Genomic DNA, 22,454 nt, shown 5'->3' with positions numbered 1-22,454 from the left:
TCGTTTCTTAGGGCACAAACGCACAAGGCCCGGACGATGCCGGGCCTTGTGCGTATGCCAATGCAGTATCAATTAAAGGGTTCGATGTCTTCACTGCCCGAAGACAGAGCACACCGAGCAACCGCAGCGATAATGGAGGCTGCGACAACCAAAACACAGTACAGACAATCGGATCTTTCTTTCATACAGCCATACCCAAGGAAGATGCTTCATTGCGGAGCATCTACACGCGAAGCCAGCAACCACCGGCATCAACTGGATGATATGTATCTGAATTTATTTATATTACGCATCCGTAACTGGCCCCAACGAGGTTGCGTGCGGTGCACTATCTATCGTCTGAGTGGTCATCCTCCGCCCCCTTTAGTAATACTGCCGGATGTAGCTGTAGGCCTTCTCGAACAGCTCTTCATCCGCATGCAGCTTGTATTTGAAGAGGGCTTTGCGCAGGGCCTTCTTGACTTCACGCTCACCGGCCTGCGTGCCTTGCCAGCCCGGGAAACGGACCAGTCGCACAATCTCGTCGATGTCCGCGACCACGCGTTCGACCATGATGGGCGTCTCGGCCGTCTTGACCTCGTTGAATAGTTCAGTGAGCGCCGCCTTGCCGCGATCCTCGTCCTCTTCGGGCGGAACCTCTTTTTCGGCCTGCAGCGTCTCCTTGGCGATCTCCAGCAGTTGCTTGAGAAATTCAACGCTGTTGACCTGCCCAGACTCGAAGCGGTCTTTCAGCGCGTCCAACCGCTCGGAGAGCTGTTTGAACTTTGGGTTGCCTGCGTGCTTACGCATACGCCGACTCAGCTTGATCTCAATCTCCTTGGCCTTTTTAGGATCGGGATTCGAGAGCACTGCCTCCAATAGATCGGCATCCAACACCAATGTGTCGAGATCGTCCCGCACCGCGTCGACGTGGACGTTCTGATGGATCAGCTCGATGGTTTTGGCGCCCAGAGAGTGCCAAATCAACCTGCCATGCCCACTGGAGGGCTGCACCGACTGATAGACCTGAGACAACCACTTGTAGTCTTTTTCAAAAGGGCCCAGAACGGTGTCCGGTGACAGCGCCTCCCAGATCTTGCTGAGCACGCTGTACTCGGCAGCAAAGTTGTCTCGCACCTCGTTGTTGGGCAAGCACTCCTGCGCCGCCATCAAACCTTCGTAACCTTGCTGCTCACGATCAATGCCAGGGAAGAAGGCCAGGCACTTCTGCATGGCTTCGGGCAGCTTTTCCTTCAGCTCCTGGATATTGCTGACCACCTGCTTGACGCTCTGGTCGTCGAATTCCAGCGCCGCTGCCACGTCATCGAAGATGCCAAGGTAGTCCACGATCAGGCCGTGGGTCTTCTGCTCGGAGTAGGTGCGGTTCACTCGGCAGATGGCCTGCAGCAGCGTGTGGTCGCGCAGCGGCTTGTCCAGGTACATGGCCTGCAGAATGGGCGCGTCGAAGCCCGTCAGAAGTTTGGCCGTGACGATGATCAGCTTCAGCGGGTCGGCCGGGTCACGGAAGCGATCCAGCAGTCGCTCCTCTTCGTCGCGGCTTCGGTCGTAGGGCGCGTACTCCGGGTGCTCCTTCTTGTCGGACGCCTGCACCGACATCACGATGTCTGTGGCCTCGGGCGGCAGCAGCTTGTCCAGCTCGGCCTTGAACAACAGGCAGGACTCGCGGTCGAAGGTGACGATCTGGCCCTTGAAGCCGTTGGGCTCCACCTTGGTCTGGAAGTGCTCAACGATGTCCTCACAAACCTTGCGGATGCGCTCGGGCGTCTTCACCAGCACGGCCATCTTGGCGGCGGTCTTGGCGAGGTTGTCCTTGTCGAGATCCGAGAGGCCGCCGGTCAGGTCTTTGTAGGCGGCGTCCAGCGCGGCCTTGTCGATGTGCAGATCGATCAAGCGCGGTTCAAAGTGCAGCTTCAGTGTTGCGCCGTCGCGGATCGACTCCTCGAAGCCGTACCGGCTCATGTAGCCCTTCTCGTCTTCGTCGGCACCAAAGGCGTAGAAGGTGTTGCGGTCGGCACGGTTGATCGGCGTACCGGTCAGGCCGAACAGAAACGCGTTGGGTAGGGCCTCACGCATCTTGCGGCCGAGGTCACCCTCTTGGGTGCGGTGAGCTTCGTCCACCAGAGCAATGATGTTGCTGCGGTCGTTCAGGCTGCCGGTGGCCTCGCCGAACTTGAAGATCGTGGTGATGATGATCTTGCGCACGTCCTGCGCCAGCAACTGCTGCAGCTTCTCGCGGCTGTCGGCCTTTTCCAGATTGGGGATGTCCGCCCCGGTGAAGGTGCCGGTGATCTGGCTGTCGAGATCGATGCGATCCACCACGATCAGTACAGTGGGATTCTTCAATCCTGCGTGCATGCGCAGCTTCTGCGCAGCGAACACCATCAGCAGCGACTTGCCCGACCCCTGGAAATGCCAGATCAGACCTTTCCTGGGATAACCCGCCAGCACGCGCTCGACGATCTTGTTGGCTGCTTCAAACTGCTGGTAGCGGCAGATGATCTTGATGCGCTGCTTTTTCTTGTTGGTGGCGAACAGGGTGAAGCTGCCGAGAATGTCCAGCACCACATGCGGGCGCAGCATGCTCTCGGCCGACAGCTTGAGCGACTTCAGCGGATGGTGCTGACTATCCTCGCCATCACCATCCAGATGCCAAGGGCCCCAGTCCTTGACTGGTAGCCCGATGGAGCCATAGCGATACGCCTTGCCCTCGGTGGCCACCGAGAACACGTTGCAGACGAACAGCTCGGGTACGAACTTCTCGTAGTCGTCGTGCACCTGCACCGCGCCATCGACCCAACTGATGCATTTCTTGACCGGCGTCTTGGCCTCGATCAGCACCAGCGGCAGCCCGTTGACTAACAACACCAGATCAGCCCGGCGTTCAGTGGGGCCGGCGCGGTAGGTGTACTGCTGGGTGACGATGTACTGGTTCTGCGCGAGGTCGTCCAAGTCGATCAACCGCACCGGCACATGCTCGTTATTGGCGCCGAAGGGCATCGAGCGCTCGCCGCGCATCCACGCGGTCATTTCCTCGTTGGCGCGGATCAGGCCATCCGAGCGCACCGAAAGCACGATGGCGCGCAGCTTGTAGAGCACCTCGTCGGCGCGGTCGGGCTGGGCGGCAATCTCGGGGTTCAGGCGGATCAGCGACTCACGCAGCCAGGGTTCAACCAGCACTTCCTGAATCTGGCGCGGCACCTCAGCCGGGGCGGCGTAGCGCCAGCCGATGCCCTTGGGGCTGGGGCCGTAGCTGGCCTGGGGTTCCTGGACGGTGTTGGCCGGGGCAGTCTTGATCGGGCCGGCGAGCAGATCGCGGACGTAGGCTTCGACGGTGTTTGATTCAGTGAACATCCCAGCCCCCCAAAACTTCTTCCAAAATTGTTTTCTTGAGAGCCCTATTTGCCGTTTGACGCTGACTTAACGCACCCACGGAAGCTCTTATTGACGACAACTCATCGCTGATCGCAAGTTGCTCTTTGATTGGCATCACAGGTACAACGATTCTTTTTAAATCTGACCCGGCAATTCCTGCGACTGTAGTAAAGCTTCTTATCCGGGTGATCTGCTGAGTGCCTTTGGGGCTTCTCAGCCATTCAAAGATGAATTGCGGAAGAACGACTTCGGGATTAACTGTCACTCGGAGAATTGAGGATTCAAAAATTACCGGTTCCTGAAGGTCTCCGATCATTGAACACTTTCCTGCGCCTTCGAGAACAATCGAACGCCGTCCAAACAATAGATCATCCGGGGTGAGTTGGTACTTTGAAACTTCCTCTTGGGTGAGCTCCATGCGCTTCATGTCAATTGAACTTTCAATCGTGTCAAAGCCGAATAACTCACCCATGTTTACGATCTTCGTGCCTCGCCCTAGAAATTCCTGAGCCTTGTAAAGCCCGCTCTGTGGCTGCCGGGTCAATACCTTTTCGAATGAGACAAGATCGTATTTTCGATTTGAGAAAATTGCATTTGCATGCGAACCCAATAGATCAAGGGCGCAACGGTTGGCGGACGCGTAATTGTCATCAAGTGCGGAGTAGCTGGTCAGCACAGACAAGATCAATTTTTGCGCCTCCATTGACGGCAGTGCAAACTCAAAATCCGCCAAACTCGTCCAGTTAGTACGCGGGCTCAGTGAGCCCGCCGACGTGCCAACAGCGTGATCGAAGAAGGCATCAGTCTGGCAAATGAATGGCAGCAGCTCCGGCAGCAAGACCTGCGCATCCGTGGTCTCCAGCACGTAGATGTCCCCGGAACACACCCCGGAGAAATCCGCCACAGCCACCTTGCGCTGGTAAGCACGTCGCTTGCCGAACAGCACCTGCCCCGGTTGAAACACGCTGGTGAAGGTCACGCCGTCAGCGACATTGCCCCAACTGCGGATGCGCAAGTCACCGGGTTCGAGATGCTCCAGGCCAACGTAGCGTTCAATGCCATCGGCCAGCGGGTCTTGGCTGCGGGCTTTCGAGAGACGTACCACATCGCCAAATTTCACCCGGCGCCAGCCTGGTTTTAATGTCTTGTTGTTCATTCTTCTTGTCTCACAAACTGCGTGGCATAGCCGAAATATTCATTTTGAGCCGTGCGTTGCACACTCCAGCGCTTCGTATGACCTGCTGGGCGCTCCCTTTGATCGGCATGCGTAAGGATCAAGCGCTTTTTGGCACGAGAAACCCCGACGAAATAGGCGCACCTGTTTTCGTCCTGATCGCCAAAGAAGATTTCGTTTTCGACGGCCAAGATGATGACCGAATCAAACTCCAGGCCCTTGCTCTTATGAATGGTCAGTATCCGCACCGCTTGGTCGTCTGAGAACCGCTCGAGAGCTTTGGGCAAGTCGGGCTCCAGACTTAGCAACTCCTCGATACGAGCCTTGGTGTCACGAACCACTTCTTTCAGCCGATCGTGCGACTCGTAGTCTGGGGAAAGCGACACCAGTGTTTCGATACGGACTTGCTTCAGGAATGCTCGAACAAACTCCCACCAGCCGGCAAAGGGCTCATCGACCAGCTCGGCAATAGCTATTTCTTTTCGTTGCTGCTTAATCAGGAGATCAAGGTCCTTGCGCGCGTTCGACTGAATGTCTTCATCGGCAAATGGGATGAGCTGGTTCATGAGCCGAACCCAGGCTTTGGGCTTGCGCCGACCATAGAGGCAGGAGAGATAATCCACGATCAAACGTGCAGCGGGCTCGACCGTGATGTCCTGCATCTGCTGCTCGTTACGGAAGGGGATACCACGAGCCTCCAGCGCCGCCATCAGATGATCAGCGTACAGGTCCAGCTGATTACGAATCAGGACTGCAATTTCCGCAGGTGGCAGCTGCTCGGTCTTTATCCAGCCTTCAATCAAGTCTGCGAGGTAGTCAGCCTCCTTATGACTGTCCTCGAATCTCCACGCGAATACCTCGCCCTCGTCGCCGGCAAGCTGTTCATCGGGCATGACGGAAGACGGGTCAAGCTTGCGAATGATTTCGTTCTGCAGGCGGAGCAGTCGCGGCTTTGAGCGAAAGTTGCGGTACATATTGAGCGGGGCGGCAGTAAAGTCGGCAACGAAAGCCTGGAAAATGCCGTCCATGGCCCCCGCCCAACCCATGATCTTCTGCTTGGTATCTCCTACAGCGGTCAAGCGAATGCTGGTACCTTGAAAGGCGAGCTTGAGCAGCTCGTACTGCAGATTGGTACAGTCCTGAAATTCGTCCAGAAAAACGTCGCTGTAGGTTTGGCGGATGGCGTTTCGCGCCACTGCAGACTTCCGTAGAATCTCGATCGCAAACGGCACCAGATCGGAAAACTCGATCAAGGTCCGTGATGGGCCCGGCTTTCGATCTGCAATTTTGTACCCAACATCCAGCGCATACTCGCCCGTCAGCACAGGACGGAAACGATCGATGATGCGCTTGGCAAATGCGTGGAAGGTGTAGCTGTCAAACCGTGTGGCAAGCTCTGAACCGCAGCGCCGCTTGACCCGCTCTTTCAGGTTGCTGCTGGCATCAACCTTGAACGAAATGGCCAGAATCCGTTTGGGGTAGCGACAGGTGCCAGTGCTCAGCAGGAAATCGGCACGCTGCGCAAGCATTTCGGTCTTGCCCGCTCCTGGACCTGCTGTCAGCGCGAGACTGCGCGCGCGCTCCTTGGCTGCCAGTAATGCATTCGGTTCAAGGGTCAGCCCATCCGCAGGCGTCCAGGCATCGACTGCAATCACTCCGGCAACTCCGCGAGCTTGGCGATGACGGCATCGGCCAGTCTGCTCAAGGATGCTGGCATGTCAGCAAGCAATTTCTCGTCGGACAGCTGAGCCAGGGCGTCGATATGGGCTGCGGGTTTGCTGCCGAGCTTAAAGCGCTGATGGTAGGTGTTGAATAGCTTTTGTTCGTCTTTGGTGTATTGGTTTGCGTCGTGGTGCTTTTTCCCGAGGACTGCCTTGATCATTGCTTCATCTGGTTCATCCCTTTCGACGCCATAGGCTTCTGGAAAGGCAAGCAACATCGCGAAGTCGAGGTCCAAGGGTTCAGAAAAGTAGACTCCGCGACCTTCCAATTCACGGAAGACACTCTTCTTCTCGCCTCCAAAACAGTGATGGGTTCGAACTGGGGCTTCCGTGGTGTTCCATTTCGGCAGGCCCCAGTCTTCAGGAAGCACGTTAGCTGGTTCAAACTTCGCCAGCTGATCGTTGACGACCTTTATTCGTCCCCAGCCTGCAGCGTAACGAGCGACATCAAGATCAAGCAGCGTCAGATAAGGAATCTGCAGGTCGGACAACAGACGCCAGAAGTGATTAACGTGACGCCCCCCCAATGGTGCAATCGAGACTGCTGACTCATCGACCGGCGCACCTTTGGCCTGAAGGATGCGTGGCAAAACAATTTCTTCACTGTCGCCTTCCCCAAGAACCACAAGACGCGAGAAATAGACTTCCGGAAAGGCCTGCACCGCCTCACGCACAAACTTGTGAGCTTCATCACCAGCATCCGGCAGCTGAATGTGCGTGACGCGCGATGTTCGCTCCTGGGTCAGCCGCAGATAGCGAATACGTTCCGGAGCGACACGCCTCAGCATCGACGGCGCGTGGGTCGCAATCAGTGCTTGCGCGTCACCCTCGCTGGTCATCTCGTTGAGCGCATTGACGATCCGCCCAAGGTAGTGCGGCGAGAGGCTGTTTTCTGGCTCTTCGACCGCCACGACCGTAAACACGGCCGGGCGCAGCTTGTCTGCGTCGAATGAATCGTCATCTTCAGCCAGGACAGCGCGACCGATGGCTTGTGAGGACAGCACGAGGGACAGATACAGCATCGATTTCTGACCGTCGCTCAGTCGTGAGAAATCGACCAACTGCTCGTCATGGCCAGGCGTGAATGATACTGACATGTGACGTAACAATGACTCGATCTCAGACGCTACGAAAGTGAGCTTTGGGTCGGCAAAGAAGCTGCCCTTGTGCAGAGCACCCCAGGTCGTTTTCAAGCTTGTGCTGAACGTATTGATTGATGGGTTGGTCGCCAAGCTGTCGCTGATTTGATCTGTCAGACCCTTGATGACAGTTCGCTCTACATCCCAGTTCACCGCGCGGAGCATGCGGCCAAGCAAAGCATTTGCGCTGTATGCAATGTGATCAGCGGGGTCACGGCGCGCAGGCAGGTAGTGGACGTGAATGTGATTCCGATCCGTCCGAGGAACCGTAGCCTTCACCAAGGGAGTTCCGTCAGCATTGAGGTCTGTTACATACTCAAAGCATTCATCTATGTCCCCATCCTGTCCCATGGTGGCTGTCAGGCGAAAACGTACACGGGGTATGCCACCGGCTTCGTCAAGGCGCATGTGGCCGAAATGAGGTGCTACCGTACTATTGTCTTCGTCTTCGTCAAGTTCCGGGAACAGGAAGTCGGCCTCGATCCATAGCTGACGCTCAGCAGGCGGCGCTGCCTCGTTGAATGGGACATGAAAGTCCGAGCGCAGGATTCGGCGCAGTGATGGATCAAAGGCAAACAGACGGCAAAGGGCTTGGAGTGCTGCTGTCTTGCCAGAGCCGTTAGGGCCGATGAGGTAAGTAATCTCCTCCAGCCGAATTTCGGTGGGCGCCGCTCCGAAGGATTGGAAGTTCGAGAGCCGGATCGTTTGAAGCTTCATTGGGTGTCCTCAGCCTTGGAAAGGCCATCAAGCGTTTCCATCAATGCGTCCATCTGAAGCCAAAATGCACGCCCATCGGTATGCCATTGTTCCCAGGTAGAGCGTAGCGATACCGCGTCGCCATTGCTGTCGGTGGCGATGGCGGCGGCAATGCGCTTCACGTACAGCGGGATCGAGAGGTTGCCAGCATTGGCGCCGATCTCGGCCAGGGTGGCGACCTTGGCAAAACCGGGCACGTCCGCAAAGGTCTGGTATGCGCTCAGGATGCGCTGCTGGTGCTCTGGCTTCAGAAAGCTCTGCGCACGTTCCCGGGTGACCTCGTTCACCGCGTCGATGAAGATCACCTTGCCCTTGCGAGCGGCGACCTTCTTGCGGTTGCATATGACAATGCACGACTCCATCGGGGAGTTGTAGAACAGGTTGGGGCCTAAGCCAATGACGGCCTCGACCCAGTCCTGCTCGACCATCTTGGCGCGCATGGACTGCTCTTCGTTACGGAACAGCACACCGTGGGGCCACAGCACCGCACTACGCCCCTTGGCCGTGAGGCTGGTCAGGATGTGCTGCTGGAAGGCGTAATCGGCGCGGCCCTGCGGCGGCGTACCCAGCGAGTTGCGGCCCCACTTGTCACTACTCCATGCCTCGCGGTTCCACTGTTTGATGGAGTACGGCGGGTTGGCCAGGATCACATCGAACTGACGCAAGCGGTCGCCTTCGATGTGCTTGGGTTCGGCCAGGGTGTCGCCCCGGATGATTTCGAAGTCCTCCACGCCGTGCAGGAACAGGTTCATGCGGGCGATGGATGAGGTGATGAGGTTGCGCTCTTGCCCGTAAAGCTTGAGCGTGCGGTACTCGCCGCCTGAGCGCCTCACTTCGTCCAGCGCAGAGATAAGCATGCCGCCGGTGCCGCAGGTGGGGTCATAGATCGACTCGCCGGTCTGCGGCGCTAGAAGCTGCGTCATCAAGTGGACGACGGTGCGGTTGGTATAGAACTCGGCAGCCGTGTGGCCGGAATCGTCCGCGAACTTCTTGATCAGGTACTCGTAGGCGTTGCCCAACTCGTCCTCGGGGACATTGGCCACCGAGAGTGTCTGCGTCGAGAAGTGCTCGATCAGGTTTTTCAGCGTTTCATCGGGCAGGCGCTCGCGGTTGGTCCAGGGGGCATCGCCGAAGATGCCGTCGAGCAGATCCGGGTTGGCGGTTTCGATGGCGCGCATGGCTTTCTGGATGGCTGCGCCCACGTTTTTGGGTGCCTGGCGTACATCGTTCCAGTGCGCGCCCTCAGGAATCTGGAAGCGGTGGTTCTCCGCGAACTGCGCGTAGGAGAGGTCGCCGCCTGAGTTGGCCAGGGCCGCCTGGTATTCCTCCTCCCACACATCCGACACGCGCTTGTAGAACAGCAGCGGGAAGATGAACTGCTTGTAGTCGCCGGCGTCGATGAGGCCGCGTAGCAGCACGGCGGCGCCCCAGAGATAGCTTTCGAGTTCTTGTTGGCTGATGCGGCTCATGTGCGCTTCCCCATATTGAGCGGATCAAGGTAGGCCTGAGCGTCCGAGAAAGCGGACAAACTGTTGGCCGCGTGAATCAGGTGCCGATAGCCCTCGTCCGACTTGCCAGCCTTCAATGCATTCATGCCGGTGATGATGTTGTCGCGGACAGTATTGGCCCAGACGGCGTAGCGCGCGGCCATGGCGTCCCCGCTCTCCATCTGATTGAGCAGTCCGCCCTCCAGCCGGCCTCTCAAGGAGTCGGTGCCCCCATCGTCATAGGCGGTTGAAACGACAAGGCGATCGGTTTCGTAGCGCGCCATGAGAGCGGCGAGGATGTCATCCGTGAGGTGATGCGCGGGTTTGGTCACTTGAGCCATCCCCCTTCAGTCATGACCTGCGCGAGCCGCTCTTCGGCTTCACGGCAGCGGGTGAGCGCGTCCTTGAATGCCGCGATGGCATCGGGCAGCGGTGGGATGTCTTCTTGCAATGGCGGCAGGACATAGCGCGAAATGTTCAGCGTCCAGTCCTCGGCTTTGATCTCGTCGAGGCTGACCACGCGGACAGCGTCCTGCACATCGGCAAAGCCGCGATACCAGCTGAGGATTTCGGTGGCGTGCTCGGGCTCCAGATAGTTTTGCGCGCGGCCCCGGCGGAACAGGCGCGACGCATCGGCGATCAGTACCTTCTTCTTGTGCTTGGCCGGCTTGCGCTTGCGCAGAACCAGGATGCACGCGGCGAGCCCGGTGCCGTAGAAAAGGTTGGGCGCCAAACCGATCACCGCCTCGACCAGATCCATCTCCAGCAGCTTCTGGCGGATGTTGCCTTCCACACCTTTGCGGAACAGGGCGCCCTGGGGCAGCACCACGGCCATCCGACCGCTGACGTCGGCCATCGACTTGACCATGTGTTGCACCCACGCGAAGTCACCGCTGGATGCCGGCGGCAGACCGGCAAAGTTGCGGCCGAAGGGATCGTTCAGCCACAGGTCCTCGCCCCACTTTTCCAGCGAAAACGGCGGATTGGCGATGACGCAGTCGAAGGTGGCCAGCCGGTCGCCCTCGAAGAAGGCCGGGCTGCGCAGCGTGTCACCACGCACCACATGGAAATCCTCGATGCCGTGCAGGAACAGGTTCATGCGAGCAATAGAGGAGGTGGTCAGGTTTTTTTCCTGGCCATAGAGCTTGCCCCACAGACGCTTGACGTCACCGTGTGTCTGGCGCACGTGCTCCACGGCCGCCAACAGCATGCCGCCCGTTCCGCAGGCCGGGTCATAGATCGTGTCTGCCTCCTTCGGGTCCAGCATGTCGATCATCAGGCGTACCACGCTGCGCGGGGTATAGAACTCGCCGGCCTTCTTGTTGGTGGCGTCGGCGAACTTCTTGATCAGGTATTCGTAGGCATCACCCAGCTGATCGGAATCTACATCCTTGTTGCCGAAGGGCTGCATCGAGAAATGCTCGATCAGATCCTTGAGCAGCGCATCAGACAGACGCTCTTTGTTGGACCACTGTGCATCACCGAAAACGCCATAGAGCGTGTCAGGGTTGGCTTTTTCGATCTCGCGCATGGCGCGCTGCAGGGCAGCGCCGACATTGCTGGCGACCTCACGCACCTCGTTCCAATGGCAGCCCTCAGGAATCTGGAAACGATGGGATTCCGGGTACCAGGCCAACTGTTCATCGCCGGTCTCATCGACGATTTCCTGGTATTCCTCGTCCCAGACATCACAGATGCGCTTGAAGAACAGCAGCGGGAAGATGTAGGTCTTGAAATCAGCGGCATCCACGGGGCCGCGAAGGATGTTCGCCGACTCCCACAGATGGTTTTGCAATGCAGATGAAGTATTCAAATCTGTACTCATAAAGCGCCCTTGGACTTCAGTCGGCTGGACAGCTGGTTGATTCTAGAGTGACGCATCTCACAACGCGAGACGCGCACATTTAAAGATTTCTGATGGATCATTGCCACCGGAAGCAGGTACTCAATTCAGCCCAGCAGCTCAGCCCAGAGATTTTCTGCCAAGCCAGACTGCTCTTCACGCAGCTCATCAATACGGGCTTGCAGCTGCATCTCGTGCTGCAGGACTTCGCCAGCGCGTGACTGATCAGCCAAGGCCACCACTGGAACTTCCAGCTTGCGCAGGGTCTGAATGGAAATCATCGGAATGGTCGAACCGGAAGTAATACCTGACAGCACACCCTGACCCATCTTCGAACGCAGCCATAGTCCCAGCCAGCGCAGGTCTGCCTTGCCATCGGAACTGCGCAGAACGATGGCCGATTGCCCGGCAATCCAGCCACCTTTCCCAGCTGGCGGCACATCCTCCGGAACGATGCCAACCTTTCCGGTACTACCCTTGGTGATCAGCACCACATCGCCCGGACGGAGAAAGACATCGTTACCACTGCCACTGCGGCGCACAGGCAGAACGATATTGACCTTTTTCTCCGGGGTCTTGATGTAGCCGTTAGCAGGTAGGTCCTGGGCCCCGACTTCCAGCACCTCGATCGCCTCCGGGCCTTCCTGGTTGCGATCCTTGTTGGGCACAGGGTTCAACAACTCCGCGACCTCACCCAACTCAGCCGTTTCCAATCGCTGCATATGCCCCTGCAGACGCCTCTGCGATTCCGAGACCACATAGCGCTCAACAGCGAATGAAAAATCGTTCGACTGGAGTTCTTCGAAGGAGGCAGTCACTGCCAGATCCTGGCCTAGCAGGGCACTTGCCCGCTCAGTGTCACCTTCAGAAAGTGCATTGCAGTAGGCAACGATGTCGCCGGTGTTGATCAGCGCCTTCCGGGTGCGGTTGATCGATTGGCAAAAATAGGGCTGGCCCGCATCGATGAAGCCGACCCGATCATGGGAACGACGGGTATCAAGAAGCAGCAAGCCACTGCCGATGCCAGTGTTCTTGTAGATCCCACCTGGCAAGCCAACGACCGCCGTCACCCAGCCATTTTCCAGCAGGTACTGCCGCAAGTCACGATCCCTGCCGGGACCAAACAGGAAACTGTTTGGCACAACAATCACGGCACGGCCATCGGTTTGTGCCAGGATGTGCTGGATCATCAGGCCCGTAACCGTTGCCTGCTTGATCGGGAAACGGCCATAAATGTCCTGGTTCGCCACCTCGCTCTTCGGTAGCATTCCGAAGGGTGGGAAAGACATCGCCGAATCAAATTTTTTCAGACGACCGCTTTTGATCGCTGTGGGCGTTGCCAACGGATCAGCCACCTCGCAAAGGATTTCGCCTTTGTGGAAGAGGGCAAAAAGCGCAACCAACGGCGACAGGTAAGGCGTTTCCACGAAAACTTCAATCGCTTCGCAAAGCGTCGCACTGATCAGTTGCCCTTCCATCTCCCACGGGCAGTAGACAGAACGAGCTCCGAACCCGACGGCCAATTCGGCCACCATGGCGACCAGCTCCTTGGGTAATCCAAGTGACGCATCGCGTGGCGTTGCCAGTTCTGCCGCGATATCGGCCGGCGAGAAACGCTCGAAGATGCCACCATCGGCCAGACGCTTGGCAGCAGACAAGGCGCTCTCGATATCCGTACCCGCCGCACGGGCATGGCTTGCCGCCCCACTGAATGCATGTCCCAGCAGACCGTCAGACATGGAGAGACGGTTGAGCGCTTCGACAATTTCCCGGGAGCCACCGTGGAGCGCCGTCTCTGCCATATCGGCTGGATGAATCTGATGTTCTTCGCCGAGATGTGCCCAGACCAGCAATTGAAATGCCAACAGTTGCGCGTCCTCCGGGCGTAGCGGCCCGCGCAACTGATCGGTCAACTGAAACAGTACCTGCCCTGCTTTGCTGTCGGTCATGTTCAATGACTCCGGCCTTCGTAGTTGTAAGTGGTCAGCTGGGATTCGCCGGCAGCAACAACGACCAAACCGCCCTTGTCCAGGATCTTGGCCAGCGTGCGTGCTGCATGCATCAGGCGCTCGGCGGCCTTGCGATTGAGGATGAGCTTGTCCCCCTGCTGCTCGCCGTACTCCATGACCAGCTGAACCATGTCCTTGTTGATGCCCCGCTGGGACATCCTCTTCTCGAAGTGAACTGTCTTTCGCATAGCACTTCCTATCTTTGATGATGTAAGCATACATCATCAAAGATCTTAGGTGCGGTACTTTTTTCAAGAAAGCACAGTTATTTTCCCAACTTCTGCAGTTGATCGACTGAATTTCTTTGTAAGCTATTGATTTTTAAAGGAGGATAACAACGCACCTACAGGACCCCCTTCATCTACTCCGTCCACAAAGCTTGCCAGACCAAGAGAGAGAATGAAGGTGCGCCTGCTCGCCTGCATCCTAAGCGTCGAGACCAAGGGCCAACCAACCAGTCGCGCAACGCTACGGCGCATTGAAGCCCCGGAGCTCTAGCCTGACATCATGACCCGTCTCGAAAGAACGACGTCACCCGCCATCAGTAGCGGGGCGGTTTAGAGTCTAGGGGGCGACGTTACCTGCACGCAGGCTGTCCAGATAGTCGGCCCACGCCTGCACCTCCGCCTTACGCAGCTCGCCAGGACGAGTAAAGACCAGCGGAGCCAGTCGCAAGGCGCACAGCGTCGTGAACTGCCCAGTCTAGCGATCCATGGCATGCAAACGCCCCTTTCAGCAAGGCATATCTGCGCTAATTGCAGGCGTGCAGACGTCCAGAGTGATCCAGCAGCAGCCAGCTCCTCATGGCATACCAGATGGCATACCAGCCAGGCCATAAATGAAAAAAGCCCTTGAATATCAAGGGCTTAGTTCAAGTATCTGGCGGAGAGGGGGGGATTCGAACCCCCGATGCGCTATAAACGCATGCCTGATTTCGAGTCAGGTACATTCAACCACTCTGCCACCTCTCCGGGTGGTCCCCAGCGCTTGGCCGGGGTGCGCATGATACGGCGATAAAAGCCGCTGCACAAGTCTTTTTTGACGGCTTGCCTGATTGATCCACGCGACTTGTATGCCGACGCCGCGCGGCCGATCATCACAGCGCCCCTTTACGATTCCCGCCCATTCCATGATCGAATTCGGCCACCTTACCCATCCGGGTTTACGCCGCCAGCTCAATGAAGACACCTATTACGGCGACACCCGGCTGGGGCTTTGGCTGGTGGCTGATGGAATGGGCGGACAGGCCTGCGGCGAGGTTGCCAGCGCCCTGGCGCGCGAGGCCATTGTCCGCCACGTGCGCAATGGCAACGACCTGGTCACGGCGATCAACCAGGCCGGCGGGCAGATCATCACCCAGACGCGCCAGCGCAATGACCGGCTGCCGATGGGCACCACCGTGGTCTGCGCGCGGGTAAACGGCGACAGCTTCGAGCTGGCGTGGGTCGGCGACAGCCGGGCCTATCTGTGGCAGGACGGCCAGCTCACCCAGCTCAGCCGTGACCACAGCTATGTGCACCAGTTGATCGCCAAGGGGGCACTGACCGCCGAGCAGGCCAGGCTGCATCCGCACCGCAATGTCGTCACCCAGGCGCTCGGGGTCACCGCACCGGAACACTTGAACGTGGCCACGCTGAGCGGGCCCTGGCGCCCGGGCATGCAGCTGCTGCTGTGCAGCGACGGCCTGACCGAGGAAGTCCCCGAACAGACCATCGCCGCCATCCTGGCCGACAACGAATGCAGCGCCCAGGAGTGCGTGGACATCCTGGTCGCTACCGCGCTGGATGCCGGCGGCAGTGACAACATCACTGCGGTCCTGGTGCGCGGGCTGTAAGCCGACGCCTCAGCTTTCGGCAACCGCCTCCGGCACCGGGCCATCCCACAGGGCATGCCCGGCCTTCTTGCGCAATGCCGCCAGCCGCAGCTCGTGCGCGGCCAGGTCTTCGGCCGGGACCTGTACCGACGGCCGCGGCGGCAATGCAGACAGATCCTGCACCACCAGCTCGATCGATCCATCGCCCTGCGCCTGCGGCTCGGCAAAGCCGATCTCCTCCTGACCGGAGGTCAGGCCGATGTACACATCGGCCAGGATCTGCGCATCCAGCAAGGCCCCGTGCAAGGTGCGGTGCGCATTGTCCACGCCCAGGCGCTTGCACAGCGCATCGAGCGAATTGCGCTGGCCCGGATACTTCTGCCGAGCCATCAGCAGGGTGTCGGTCACCGTGACCCGGTCTGCCAACCGGGGCCGCCCCGCCAGGCTGAGCTCGTTTTCCAGAAAGCCCATGTCGAAACTGGCGTTGTGGATGATCAGCTCGGCGCCATCGACATAGGCCAGGAAGTCATCGACCACCTCGGCAAACACCGGTTTGTCGGCCAGGAACTCCAGGCTCAGCCCGGTGACCTCGGCCGCGCCTTCTTCAAAGTCCACATCCGGCTTGAGATAGACATGGAAATTGTTGCCGGTCGGCCGGCGCTTGATCAACTCCACGCAGCCGATTTCCACCACCCGGTTGCCCTTGCGCCAATCCAGGCCGGTGGTTTCGGTATCCAGCAGAATCTGTCGCAGCGCGCTCATGCACTCACCCCGGCACGCATGCGCTCAGCGGCGGTACGCGCCAATACATCCACCCGTTCGTTGTCCGGGTCACCCGAGTGCCCCTTGACCCAGCGCCAGTCAATCTGATGGCGTGCGGTAGCGGCGTGCAGCCGCTCCCACAGGTCGCGGTTCTTCACCGGGTCGCCCCCGGCGGTCTTCCATTGCCTGCGCAGCCAACCGCCCATCCACTCGGTAATACCCTGACGCACATACTGCGAATCGGTATACAGAACGACATGGCAGGGCTCGGTCAGGGTCTCCAGGGCCATGATCGCGGCCATCAGCTCCATCCGGTTGTTGGTGGACTGCGCCTCGCCACCTGAAAGCTCGCGCTCATGCTGGCGGTAACGCAGCAACGCCCCCCAGCCACCGGGACCGGGGTTACTCAGGCAGGAGCCATCGGTGTGGATCTGTATTTGTTTCATGTCACCTTCAAACGTTTCCGCGAAGCCACCTGCACGGCAAGCCTGCGCGTAGGACACGGCCCGACCGGGGCCAACGTGCGCTTTTCCGCCTCCAGCACCACGCAGGCACTGGCCAGCTGTAAATCACCACCAAAGCGATGCACCGCCCGCAGCTGCAGGCCGTTGTTGGCCAGCAGGCAGCGCCAGCCCCCTGCCGGCGCCGCCCACAACGGCAGCCTCGGATGCAGCACCCGGCTGGCACAGACCCGGCGCCCGACCGTCAACAGCAACACACCGCCTGGCAGCAGCATGCGCTGGCAATCGGCCAGCAACAGCGCGGCGCATCCGGCAGGCGGATGCTGCAGCACCACCGTACCCACACTGGCGGTGGCCAACGGCAGCGGCAGTACCGCCTGCAGGTCGCCACGCCAGTGCTGGCCATCGCCATGCAGCGCGATCAACCGCGGCCCAGGGGGCCTGACAGCGGGCCAGCCCGGTGCCGGTCCACACCAGAGCAGGGGCAAATGCGGGCGTTCGGCCAGGCGCTGGAACAGCAACGGCGACTGCGCGGCTGCCAGTGCCCTGCCGGCATCGGTATCAAACCAATCTGCGACGCTAACTTGACGGGGGCGCGGATTGACAGGCATGGTCGCCATTCTATGCCAGCCACCCCCCTGCCCGCATTTGACGATAACTACATCTGGTGCCTGAACGAAGAAGATCAGGGCCAGTGGCTGGTTGTCGACCCCGGACAAGCCGAACCGGTGCTGGCCTATCGCCAGGACCGACCGCCGCTGGCGATTCTGCTGACCCACCATCACGGTGACCACGTTGGCGGGGTAAAGCAGCTGCTGCAGCACTGGCCGCAGGTTCCGGTCTACGGCCCGGACGATCCGCGCATGCCGGCAGGCACCCGCCCGCTGACGGATGGGCAGCGCCTGACGATCGGCCCCTGGCAGGTGCAGGTGCTGGCCGTTCCGGGCCACACCGCAAGCCATCTGGCCTATCTGGTGGCTGACCATCTGTTCTGCGGCGATACCTTGTTCAGCCTGGGCTGTGGACGAATGTTCGAAGGTACGCCGGCTCAGATGCTGGCCAGCCTGGACCGTCTGGCCGCACTGCCCGCCCACACCCTGGTGTGTTGCGGGCACGAATACACATTGGCCAATGCGGCCTTTGCACTGGCAGTGGAGCCGCACAACGCGGCGCTGCAGCACCGACTGAAGGAGGCACAGGCCATGCGCATATCGCATCGCCCCAGCCTGCCCAGCACCATCGGCAGCGAGCTGGATTGCAACCCGTTCTTGCGCACCCATGTGGCAACTGTTGCCACTGCGGTGGCAGCAACCACCGACAGCTGTGACGACCGCGTCGCAGTGTTTGCGGCCCTGCGCCGCTGGAAAGACGGATTTACCGCATGAGTGGCCGGCGTCGTTGGCCGGCAGCCTTGGCATTGGCGGTGAGCGGGACACTGGTGATCAGCGCTCCGCTGCTGGCCCAGGCCAGCAACCTGCCGGCCCTGCTCCCGAGCCTGGCCCAACCGCCATACCAGGCCACACAGCTACCCCAGCCCACTACCCGCAACGGGCAGGAGATCTTCCGTCAGTTCCGTGAGGGCCTGGCCCAGCCACAATGTGACAGCTCGGCCACCTCCGAGCGCTGGAAGCAGCACTTCCGCCATGCGGCCAGCCGCATGAGCGAGCACGATGACAACCTGCTGCCGCTGTTCGGGTACGTGGTGGATCAGCTGCGTGCCGAAGGCCTGCCCACCGAATTTGCGTTGATTCCCTTTGTTGAAAGCGGTTATCGCCCGGATGCCCGCAGCAATGCCGGCCCGGCCGGCCTGTGGCAGTTCATTGCCAATACCGCCCGCAATCACAAGGTGCCGATGAGCCAGGGCGTGGATGGCCGCTACTCGGCCAGTGAATCCACCACCGCCGCCGTACGCTACCTGAAGACCCTGTACGGAATGTTCGGCGGGCGCTGGGAACTGGCGGTCATGGGTTACAACGCCGGCGAATACCGGATCCTGCAGGCGTTGCGCCGGCAGGGCCTCAACGCCGGCAATGCCTCACCCGAACAGTTGTCCGGGCTTTCGCCGGTGACTTACAGCTATGTGGAAAAACTGCATGCGCTGAGCTGCGTGCTGGAGGAGGCTGCCGACAACGGCAACCTGATGGCACGCCTGGACCGCGAAGTACCTTACCTGGCGCCCTACCAGCTGCCAGCAGGCACGTCCCTGCAGCGCTGGGCCGATGCACGGGATCTGGATGCTGACAAGCTGGCCCGGCTCAACCCGCTGCTGGACAAGCGTACGCCAGGCCGCACCGTCGGGGTGCTGGCACCACGCCATGCGGCATTGCCAGAACTGCCCCCCGCGTCCGGCAGCACCCAGGCCGTGGCCACCACATCCTCATCGATCCAGACCGGCACCAGCACGTCGGCATCCAGCGCCACGTCTGCCCGTGCAGACAACGGTAAAACAAGCCGGCACACCGTCCGCGCGGGCGAATCGCTCTGGGCCATCGCGCGCCGCCACGGCATCCCACTGGCGCGTCTGCTGGCCAGCAATGGCCTGAGCAACAACGCCATTCTCAAACCTGGCATGGAACTGCAGATAGAAACTGCCCAATAAGGCAGGAAGTTGATTGCTGCAGCTGGCAAGCAACAGGCCCGGCAATACCGGGCCTGTTGCGTATGCAGGTGGCAAACCCGTGGGCCGCACAAGGACAGCAGGCCAAGCCTTAGCAGCTGGGCAGAGGCAGCCGTTACCTACCCCGCCCCGGGATGGTGGACTGGACGGACCAGAGCTGACCGCTCACTCGATCCGCTCCCCATCAGACAGGCCCGGCGCTGTCATGCCGGCAAGCCAACACCTGTTCACGCCCTTGCTACGCAGGCATCCCCAAAAAAACAGGCCCGGCTTTGTTGCCGGGCCTGGGAGTGCTCAACGAGTCACTGGCTTACAGCTGGTCTTCGTTGACCTGCACCTTGAAACGCTCGCGGATCCCGCGCACAAAGGCTTCAGCCGCATTGTTGCCATCAATCTGGCTCAGCTGCTGGACCAGCATCTGACGCTGCGCCTCGGGCACCTGCTGCACATCGCCGGCAATGACTGCAGTCAATGCAAACACCGCATGCCGGCCATCATCCAGCTTCAGCTTGCCATGACCCGGCTTGCCTTCTGCCGGTGGCTGTGCGCGGAAGATGGTGGCATTGGCCTGTGTACCAGGAACCGGAACACCACGTGGCAGCTGGTCCAGTGCCTGCGCACTCAAGCCAGCCTTGCCAGCTGCATCGCTCAAGCTGGTCTTGCCATCGGCTACGGCGGCCAGCAGGGCATCGGCCTTGGCCAGCATGGCCTTGTCGGCAACATCGGCGGCCACCGCAGCGGCCACCTGATCGCGCACCTGCTCCAGCGGCTGTGCTGCTTCGGCCTGATGCGCACTGACCCGCAGCATCACGGTATGGCCCGGTGCGATCTCCACCGGCTCACCGACCGTGCCATCGGCAATCAGCACCTCGGAGAAGGCCTGCCGCAGCAGTTGCGGATGCGCCAGGATGCCTACCGCCTGATCACGGCTGTACGGCCCGGCGGTCTTCATTTCCAGGCCGGCAGCGGCAGCGGCAGGTGCCAGGGCAGTCGGGTTGCGGTAGACCTCATCCACCAGCTTGGTGGTCAGGGCATTGAAAGCCCCTTCGGCATCGGCGCGCAGCTGCTCTGCCGCCAGCTGGTCACGGACTTCCTCGAACGGCTTGCCCTGACCGCCCTTGACCTCCTCCAGCTTGAGCACGTGGAAACCAAAGTCGGTTTCCACCGGGCCGGCAATCTCACCCGCCTGCATCGCAAACAACGCGTCTTCAAAGGCACCAACCATGACACCGCGTTCGACCCAACCCAGCTCGCCACCGCTGTCCCTGGAGCCCGGATCGGCCGAGTTTTCGCGCGCCAGCTGGGCGAAATCGGCACCACCACGCGCCTGTTCGGCCAGGGCCGCGGCCTTGGCCCGTGCGGCAGCCTTGTCACTACCGGCCTCGATCAGGATGTGCGCAGCACGCCGCTGCTCGGGGGCCACAAAGCGGGCTTTTTCCGCCTCGTAACGCGCGCGCAGGGTCGCCTCGTCGGCAGCCGTCGGCGCAGGCAGCTGGCTTGCCAGCACTTCCACGTATTCCACGCTCACCTGCTCGGGCTGACGGAAGTCCTGCCCGTGCTCGGCATACCACTGGGTGATCTGCGCATCGGTCACCTTGCTCACGTCGGCAGGCACCGCATCAATCACTACCAGCTGCACATCGCGGGTCTGGCCAAGCAGCTTGAACAGGCGGTCCGCCTCACCGGCTGTGACAAAACCACTGCCGGCCAGCGCACTGGGAATGACGGCCTGCTTGAGCGAATCACGCACCATCGCATCAAAGGCAGCCGGGGTACGTGCCACACCGCCCTGGGCGATGGCCAGCCGGTACTGGTCCGGATCGAACTTGCCATCGCGCTGGAATGCGGGAATCTGCTGGATGTACTGCGCCACCGCCGCATCGCCGATAACGATCCCGGCCTCATCGGCCGCCAGACGCACAACCTGCTCGTCCACCAGCTGATCCAGGATCAGCCGCTTGTTTTCCAGTGATTCGAACTGGCGCGGATCAAATTCATCTCCCGCCTGCTCGCGGGCGCTCATCCGCGCCTGCTCAAAGCGGGTACGAAAATCATCCGAGGTGATCTCCGCATTGCGCCACAGCAGCGATACCGGCCAGAACGAAGGTGCACCCTTCCACCAAGTCGGCGGAGCCTGTACACGGGCCACATTGTTTGCGCCAACCCCGCCCAGATAGCTGGAGTCGATGACAAACAGGAAGGGAATCATCAGCAGGACAATGATCGTGGTAGCGATCCAGCCTGAACTCTTGTCGCGAAGTTTCTGCAGCATTGTGACCAAAGGCCTGATGTCGAGCCGGTCAGTGTAACCCGCTTCCTGCCTGTACTCACGGCCGCGAGCAGATAACGCAAAAAAACAAGCCCCCGCACTGGGCGGGGGCTTGAAAAAGATGGCGGAGCGGACGGGACTCGAACCCGCGACCTCCGGCGTGACAGGCCAGCATTCTAACCAGCTGAACTACCGCTCCACATCAATTCTTTACCAGCAACGCGAACGTCACCTGGACCGGCATGACCGGATACAACTGGCGGAGCGGACGGGACTCGAACCCGCGACCTCCGGCGTGACAGGCCAGCATTCTAACCAGCTGAACTACCGCTCCGCACTTGAAACTGTCAATTTGCGCATTTTACATGGCAAATCATTATATTGGAAGGCTTTTATTCAAGTGGCGGAGCGGACGGGACTCGAACCCGCGACCTCCGGCGTGACAGGCCAGCATTCTAACCAGCTGAACTACCGCTCCGTACTTGAAACCTTCCCCAGAAGCACGCTCCTGGAGATATGAAAGCCCCTGACGTATCAGGGGCTTTCTTGAAACTGGCGGAGCGGACGGGACTCGAACCCGCGACCTCCGGCGTGACAGGCCAGCATTCTAACCAGCTGAACTACCGCTCCACATTTCAAAACAGCTATCGGGGTTTAGCCCTGGTGGGTGCTGAGGGGATCGAACCCCCGACCCTCTCCGTGTAAAGGAGACGCTCTACCGCTGAGCTAAGCACCCGTGCTGAGCAGATTAGTTTACAGCATCCTTCAGGGCTTTGCCAGCCTTGAACGACGGATTGTTGGAAGCGGCAATCTTGATGGTGTCACCAGTCTTCGGGTTGCGGCCAGTGCGCTCGGCGCGCTCACGCACCTGGAAGGTACCGAAACCGACCAGCGTCACCGCTTCGCCATTCTTCAGGGCCTTGGTGATTTCGCCGATGATCGCATCGACGGCACGACCGGCTTCGGCCTTGGTCAGATCAGCTGCAGCGGCGACGCCATCGATCAATTCGGTCTTGTTCATTTGGTAAAGC

General features: G+C 60.0%; 17 protein-coding genes and 6 tRNA genes. 3 read left to right on the top strand and 20 right to left on the bottom strand.

The window, feature by feature from the left end; translation table 11 throughout:
• Positions 1–363: 363 nt before the first annotated feature.
• The 10 genes from ABB25_RS12340 to ABB25_RS12295 form a co-directional block, all read right to left on the bottom strand.
• The gene (locus tag ABB25_RS12340) at positions 364–3,351 is read right to left on the bottom strand and encodes a type I restriction endonuclease subunit R (protein ID WP_057667226.1); all 2,988 of its coding nucleotides are present in this window, start codon (positions 3,349–3,351) and stop codon (positions 364–366) included.
• Positions 3,341–4,528, bottom strand: coding sequence for a restriction endonuclease subunit S (locus ABB25_RS14625; RefSeq protein WP_152981214.1), 1,188 nt, complete (start codon positions 4,526–4,528; stop codon positions 3,341–3,343). The genes ABB25_RS12340 and ABB25_RS14625 overlap by 11 nt, the downstream gene beginning before the upstream one ends.
• On the bottom strand, positions 4,525–6,201 hold the full coding sequence (locus ABB25_RS12330) for a UvrD-helicase domain-containing protein (RefSeq protein ID WP_057667225.1): 1,677 nt from the start codon (positions 6,199–6,201) through the stop codon (positions 4,525–4,527). Before ABB25_RS12330 ends, ABB25_RS14625 begins: the two co-directional genes overlap by 4 nt.
• Positions 6,198–8,123 carry an ATP-dependent nuclease gene (locus ABB25_RS12325; RefSeq protein ID WP_057667223.1) on the bottom strand — a complete coding sequence of 642 codons (1,926 nt, stop codon included), beginning with the start codon at positions 8,121–8,123 and terminating at the stop codon, positions 6,198–6,200. The genes ABB25_RS12330 and ABB25_RS12325 overlap by 4 nt, the downstream gene beginning before the upstream one ends.
• A complete protein-coding gene (locus tag ABB25_RS12320) occupies positions 8,120–9,631 on the bottom strand; it encodes a type I restriction-modification system subunit M (protein WP_057667221.1) in 1,512 nt (503 codons plus the stop codon). Before ABB25_RS12320 ends, ABB25_RS12325 begins: the two co-directional genes overlap by 4 nt.
• On the bottom strand, positions 9,628–9,990 hold the full coding sequence (locus ABB25_RS12315) for a hypothetical protein (RefSeq protein WP_152981213.1): 363 nt from the start codon (positions 9,988–9,990) through the stop codon (positions 9,628–9,630). The genes ABB25_RS12320 and ABB25_RS12315 overlap by 4 nt, the downstream gene beginning before the upstream one ends.
• A complete protein-coding gene (locus ABB25_RS12310; RefSeq protein ID WP_057667216.1) occupies positions 9,978–11,474 on the bottom strand; it encodes a type I restriction-modification system subunit M in 1,497 nt (498 codons plus the stop codon). Before ABB25_RS12310 ends, ABB25_RS12315 begins: the two co-directional genes overlap by 13 nt.
• A gap of 125 nt (positions 11,475–11,599) precedes the next feature.
• Positions 11,600–13,441, bottom strand: a complete 1,842-nt coding sequence (locus ABB25_RS14385; protein WP_083488322.1) for an N-6 DNA methylase — start codon at positions 13,439–13,441, stop codon at positions 11,600–11,602.
• A 2-nt stretch (positions 13,442–13,443) separates the two neighbouring features.
• Positions 13,444–13,659, bottom strand: coding sequence for a DUF4258 domain-containing protein (locus tag ABB25_RS12300; protein WP_244477819.1), 216 nt, complete (start codon positions 13,657–13,659; stop codon positions 13,444–13,446).
• A 722-nt stretch (positions 13,660–14,381) separates the two neighbouring features.
• A tRNA-Ser gene (locus ABB25_RS12295) sits at positions 14,382–14,472 on the bottom strand.
• A 158-nt stretch (positions 14,473–14,630) separates the two neighbouring features.
• Between ABB25_RS12295 and ABB25_RS12290 the strand changes: the two genes are divergently transcribed.
• A complete protein-coding gene (locus tag ABB25_RS12290) occupies positions 14,631–15,335 on the top strand; it encodes a PP2C family protein-serine/threonine phosphatase (RefSeq protein WP_057667212.1) in 705 nt (234 codons plus the stop codon).
• 9 nt (positions 15,336–15,344) lie between these two features.
• Here ABB25_RS12290 and dnaQ read toward each other — a convergent pair whose 3' ends face one another.
• Genes dnaQ through ABB25_RS12275 form a run of 3 tightly spaced genes read right to left on the bottom strand, consistent with a single transcriptional unit; the run spans position 15,345 to position 16,962 of the window.
• Positions 15,345–16,067, bottom strand: a complete 723-nt coding sequence (gene dnaQ, locus ABB25_RS12285; protein WP_057667248.1) for a DNA polymerase III subunit epsilon — start codon at positions 16,065–16,067, stop codon at positions 15,345–15,347.
• Positions 16,068–16,072: 5 nt separating this feature from the next.
• Positions 16,073–16,522: a ribonuclease HI gene (gene rnhA, locus ABB25_RS12280; protein WP_057667210.1), complete on the bottom strand. Its 450-nt coding sequence runs from the start codon at positions 16,520–16,522 to the stop codon at positions 16,073–16,075.
• A complete protein-coding gene (locus ABB25_RS12275; protein WP_057667208.1) occupies positions 16,519–16,962 on the bottom strand; it encodes a hypothetical protein in 444 nt (147 codons plus the stop codon). The genes rnhA and ABB25_RS12275 overlap by 4 nt, the downstream gene beginning before the upstream one ends.
• A gap of 198 nt (positions 16,963–17,160) precedes the next feature.
• On the opposite strand from ABB25_RS12275, the gene gloB reads away from it, so the two are divergent.
• Together gloB and ABB25_RS12265 are read left to right on the top strand one after the other, a co-directional pair.
• Positions 17,161–17,922 carry a hydroxyacylglutathione hydrolase gene (gene gloB / locus ABB25_RS12270; RefSeq protein ID WP_057667207.1) on the top strand — a complete coding sequence of 254 codons (762 nt, stop codon included), beginning with the start codon at positions 17,161–17,163 and terminating at the stop codon, positions 17,920–17,922.
• Positions 17,919–19,136: a lytic transglycosylase domain-containing protein gene (locus tag ABB25_RS12265; protein WP_057667206.1), complete on the top strand. Its 1,218-nt coding sequence runs from the start codon at positions 17,919–17,921 to the stop codon at positions 19,134–19,136. Before gloB ends, ABB25_RS12265 begins: the two co-directional genes overlap by 4 nt.
• Before the next feature lie 328 nt (positions 19,137–19,464).
• Here ABB25_RS12265 and ABB25_RS12260 read toward each other — a convergent pair whose 3' ends face one another.
• The 7 genes from ABB25_RS12260 to ABB25_RS12230 form a co-directional block, all read right to left on the bottom strand.
• Positions 19,465–21,426 carry a peptidyl-prolyl cis-trans isomerase gene (locus ABB25_RS12260; protein WP_057667204.1) on the bottom strand — a complete coding sequence of 654 codons (1,962 nt, stop codon included), beginning with the start codon at positions 21,424–21,426 and terminating at the stop codon, positions 19,465–19,467.
• 119 nt (positions 21,427–21,545) lie between these two features.
• Positions 21,546–21,622 (bottom strand) — tRNA-Asp (locus ABB25_RS12255).
• Between the two features lie 58 nt (positions 21,623–21,680).
• Positions 21,681–21,757: transfer RNA gene (locus tag ABB25_RS12250), tRNA-Asp, on the bottom strand.
• A gap of 67 nt (positions 21,758–21,824) precedes the next feature.
• Positions 21,825–21,901: transfer RNA gene (locus ABB25_RS12245), tRNA-Asp, on the bottom strand.
• Between the two features lie 75 nt (positions 21,902–21,976).
• Positions 21,977–22,053, bottom strand: a tRNA-Asp gene (locus tag ABB25_RS12240).
• A 31-nt stretch (positions 22,054–22,084) separates the two neighbouring features.
• Positions 22,085–22,159: transfer RNA gene (locus ABB25_RS12235), tRNA-Val, on the bottom strand.
• 12 nt (positions 22,160–22,171) lie between these two features.
• Complete coding sequence (locus tag ABB25_RS12230) at positions 22,172–22,444, bottom strand: HU family DNA-binding protein (RefSeq protein WP_057636485.1); 273 nt, start codon at positions 22,442–22,444, stop codon at positions 22,172–22,174.
• Positions 22,445–22,454: the final 10 nt, after the last annotated feature.

This window comes from Stenotrophomonas koreensis (genome assembly GCF_001431525.1).
GTDB lineage: Bacteria > Pseudomonadota > Gammaproteobacteria > Xanthomonadales > Xanthomonadaceae > Stenotrophomonas > Stenotrophomonas koreensis.
The sequence above is the reverse complement of the archived record's forward strand: the minus strand, read 5'-3'. Positions and strand labels throughout refer to the sequence as shown.

Excerpts from the sequence above, each read along its gene's own strand:
- ABB25_RS12340 (WP_057667226.1), bottom strand. The coding sequence starts at position 3,351 with ATGTTCACTGAATCAAACACCGTCGAAGCCTACGTCCGCGATCTGCTC.
- ABB25_RS14625 (WP_152981214.1), bottom strand. The coding sequence starts at position 4,528 with ATGAACAACAAGACATTAAAACCAGGCTGGCGCCGGGTGAAATTTGGC.
- ABB25_RS12325 (WP_057667223.1), bottom strand. The coding sequence starts at position 8,123 with ATGAAGCTTCAAACGATCCGGCTCTCGAACTTCCAATCCTTCGGAGCG.
- ABB25_RS12320 (WP_057667221.1), bottom strand. The coding sequence starts at position 9,631 with ATGAGCCGCATCAGCCAACAAGAACTCGAAAGCTATCTCTGGGGCGCC.
- ABB25_RS12315 (WP_152981213.1), bottom strand. The coding sequence starts at position 9,990 with ATGGCTCAAGTGACCAAACCCGCGCATCACCTCACGGATGACATCCTC.
- ABB25_RS12310 (WP_057667216.1), bottom strand. The coding sequence starts at position 11,474 with ATGAGTACAGATTTGAATACTTCATCTGCATTGCAAAACCATCTGTGG.
- ABB25_RS14385 (WP_083488322.1), bottom strand. The coding sequence starts at position 13,441 with ATGACCGACAGCAAAGCAGGGCAGGTACTGTTTCAGTTGACCGATCAG.
- ABB25_RS12300 (WP_244477819.1), bottom strand. The coding sequence starts at position 13,659 with ATGTCCCAGCGGGGCATCAACAAGGACATGGTTCAGCTGGTCATGGAG.
- ABB25_RS12290 (WP_057667212.1), top strand. The coding sequence starts at position 14,631 with ATGATCGAATTCGGCCACCTTACCCATCCGGGTTTACGCCGCCAGCTC.
- rnhA (WP_057667210.1), bottom strand. The coding sequence starts at position 16,522 with ATGAAACAAATACAGATCCACACCGATGGCTCCTGCCTGAGTAACCCC.
- gloB (WP_057667207.1), top strand. The coding sequence starts at position 17,161 with ATGCCAGCCACCCCCCTGCCCGCATTTGACGATAACTACATCTGGTGC.
- ABB25_RS12265 (WP_057667206.1), top strand. The coding sequence starts at position 17,919 with ATGAGTGGCCGGCGTCGTTGGCCGGCAGCCTTGGCATTGGCGGTGAGC.
- ABB25_RS12260 (WP_057667204.1), bottom strand. The coding sequence starts at position 21,426 with ATGCTGCAGAAACTTCGCGACAAGAGTTCAGGCTGGATCGCTACCACG.
- ABB25_RS12230 (WP_057636485.1), bottom strand. The coding sequence starts at position 22,444 with ATGAACAAGACCGAATTGATCGATGGCGTCGCCGCTGCAGCTGATCTG.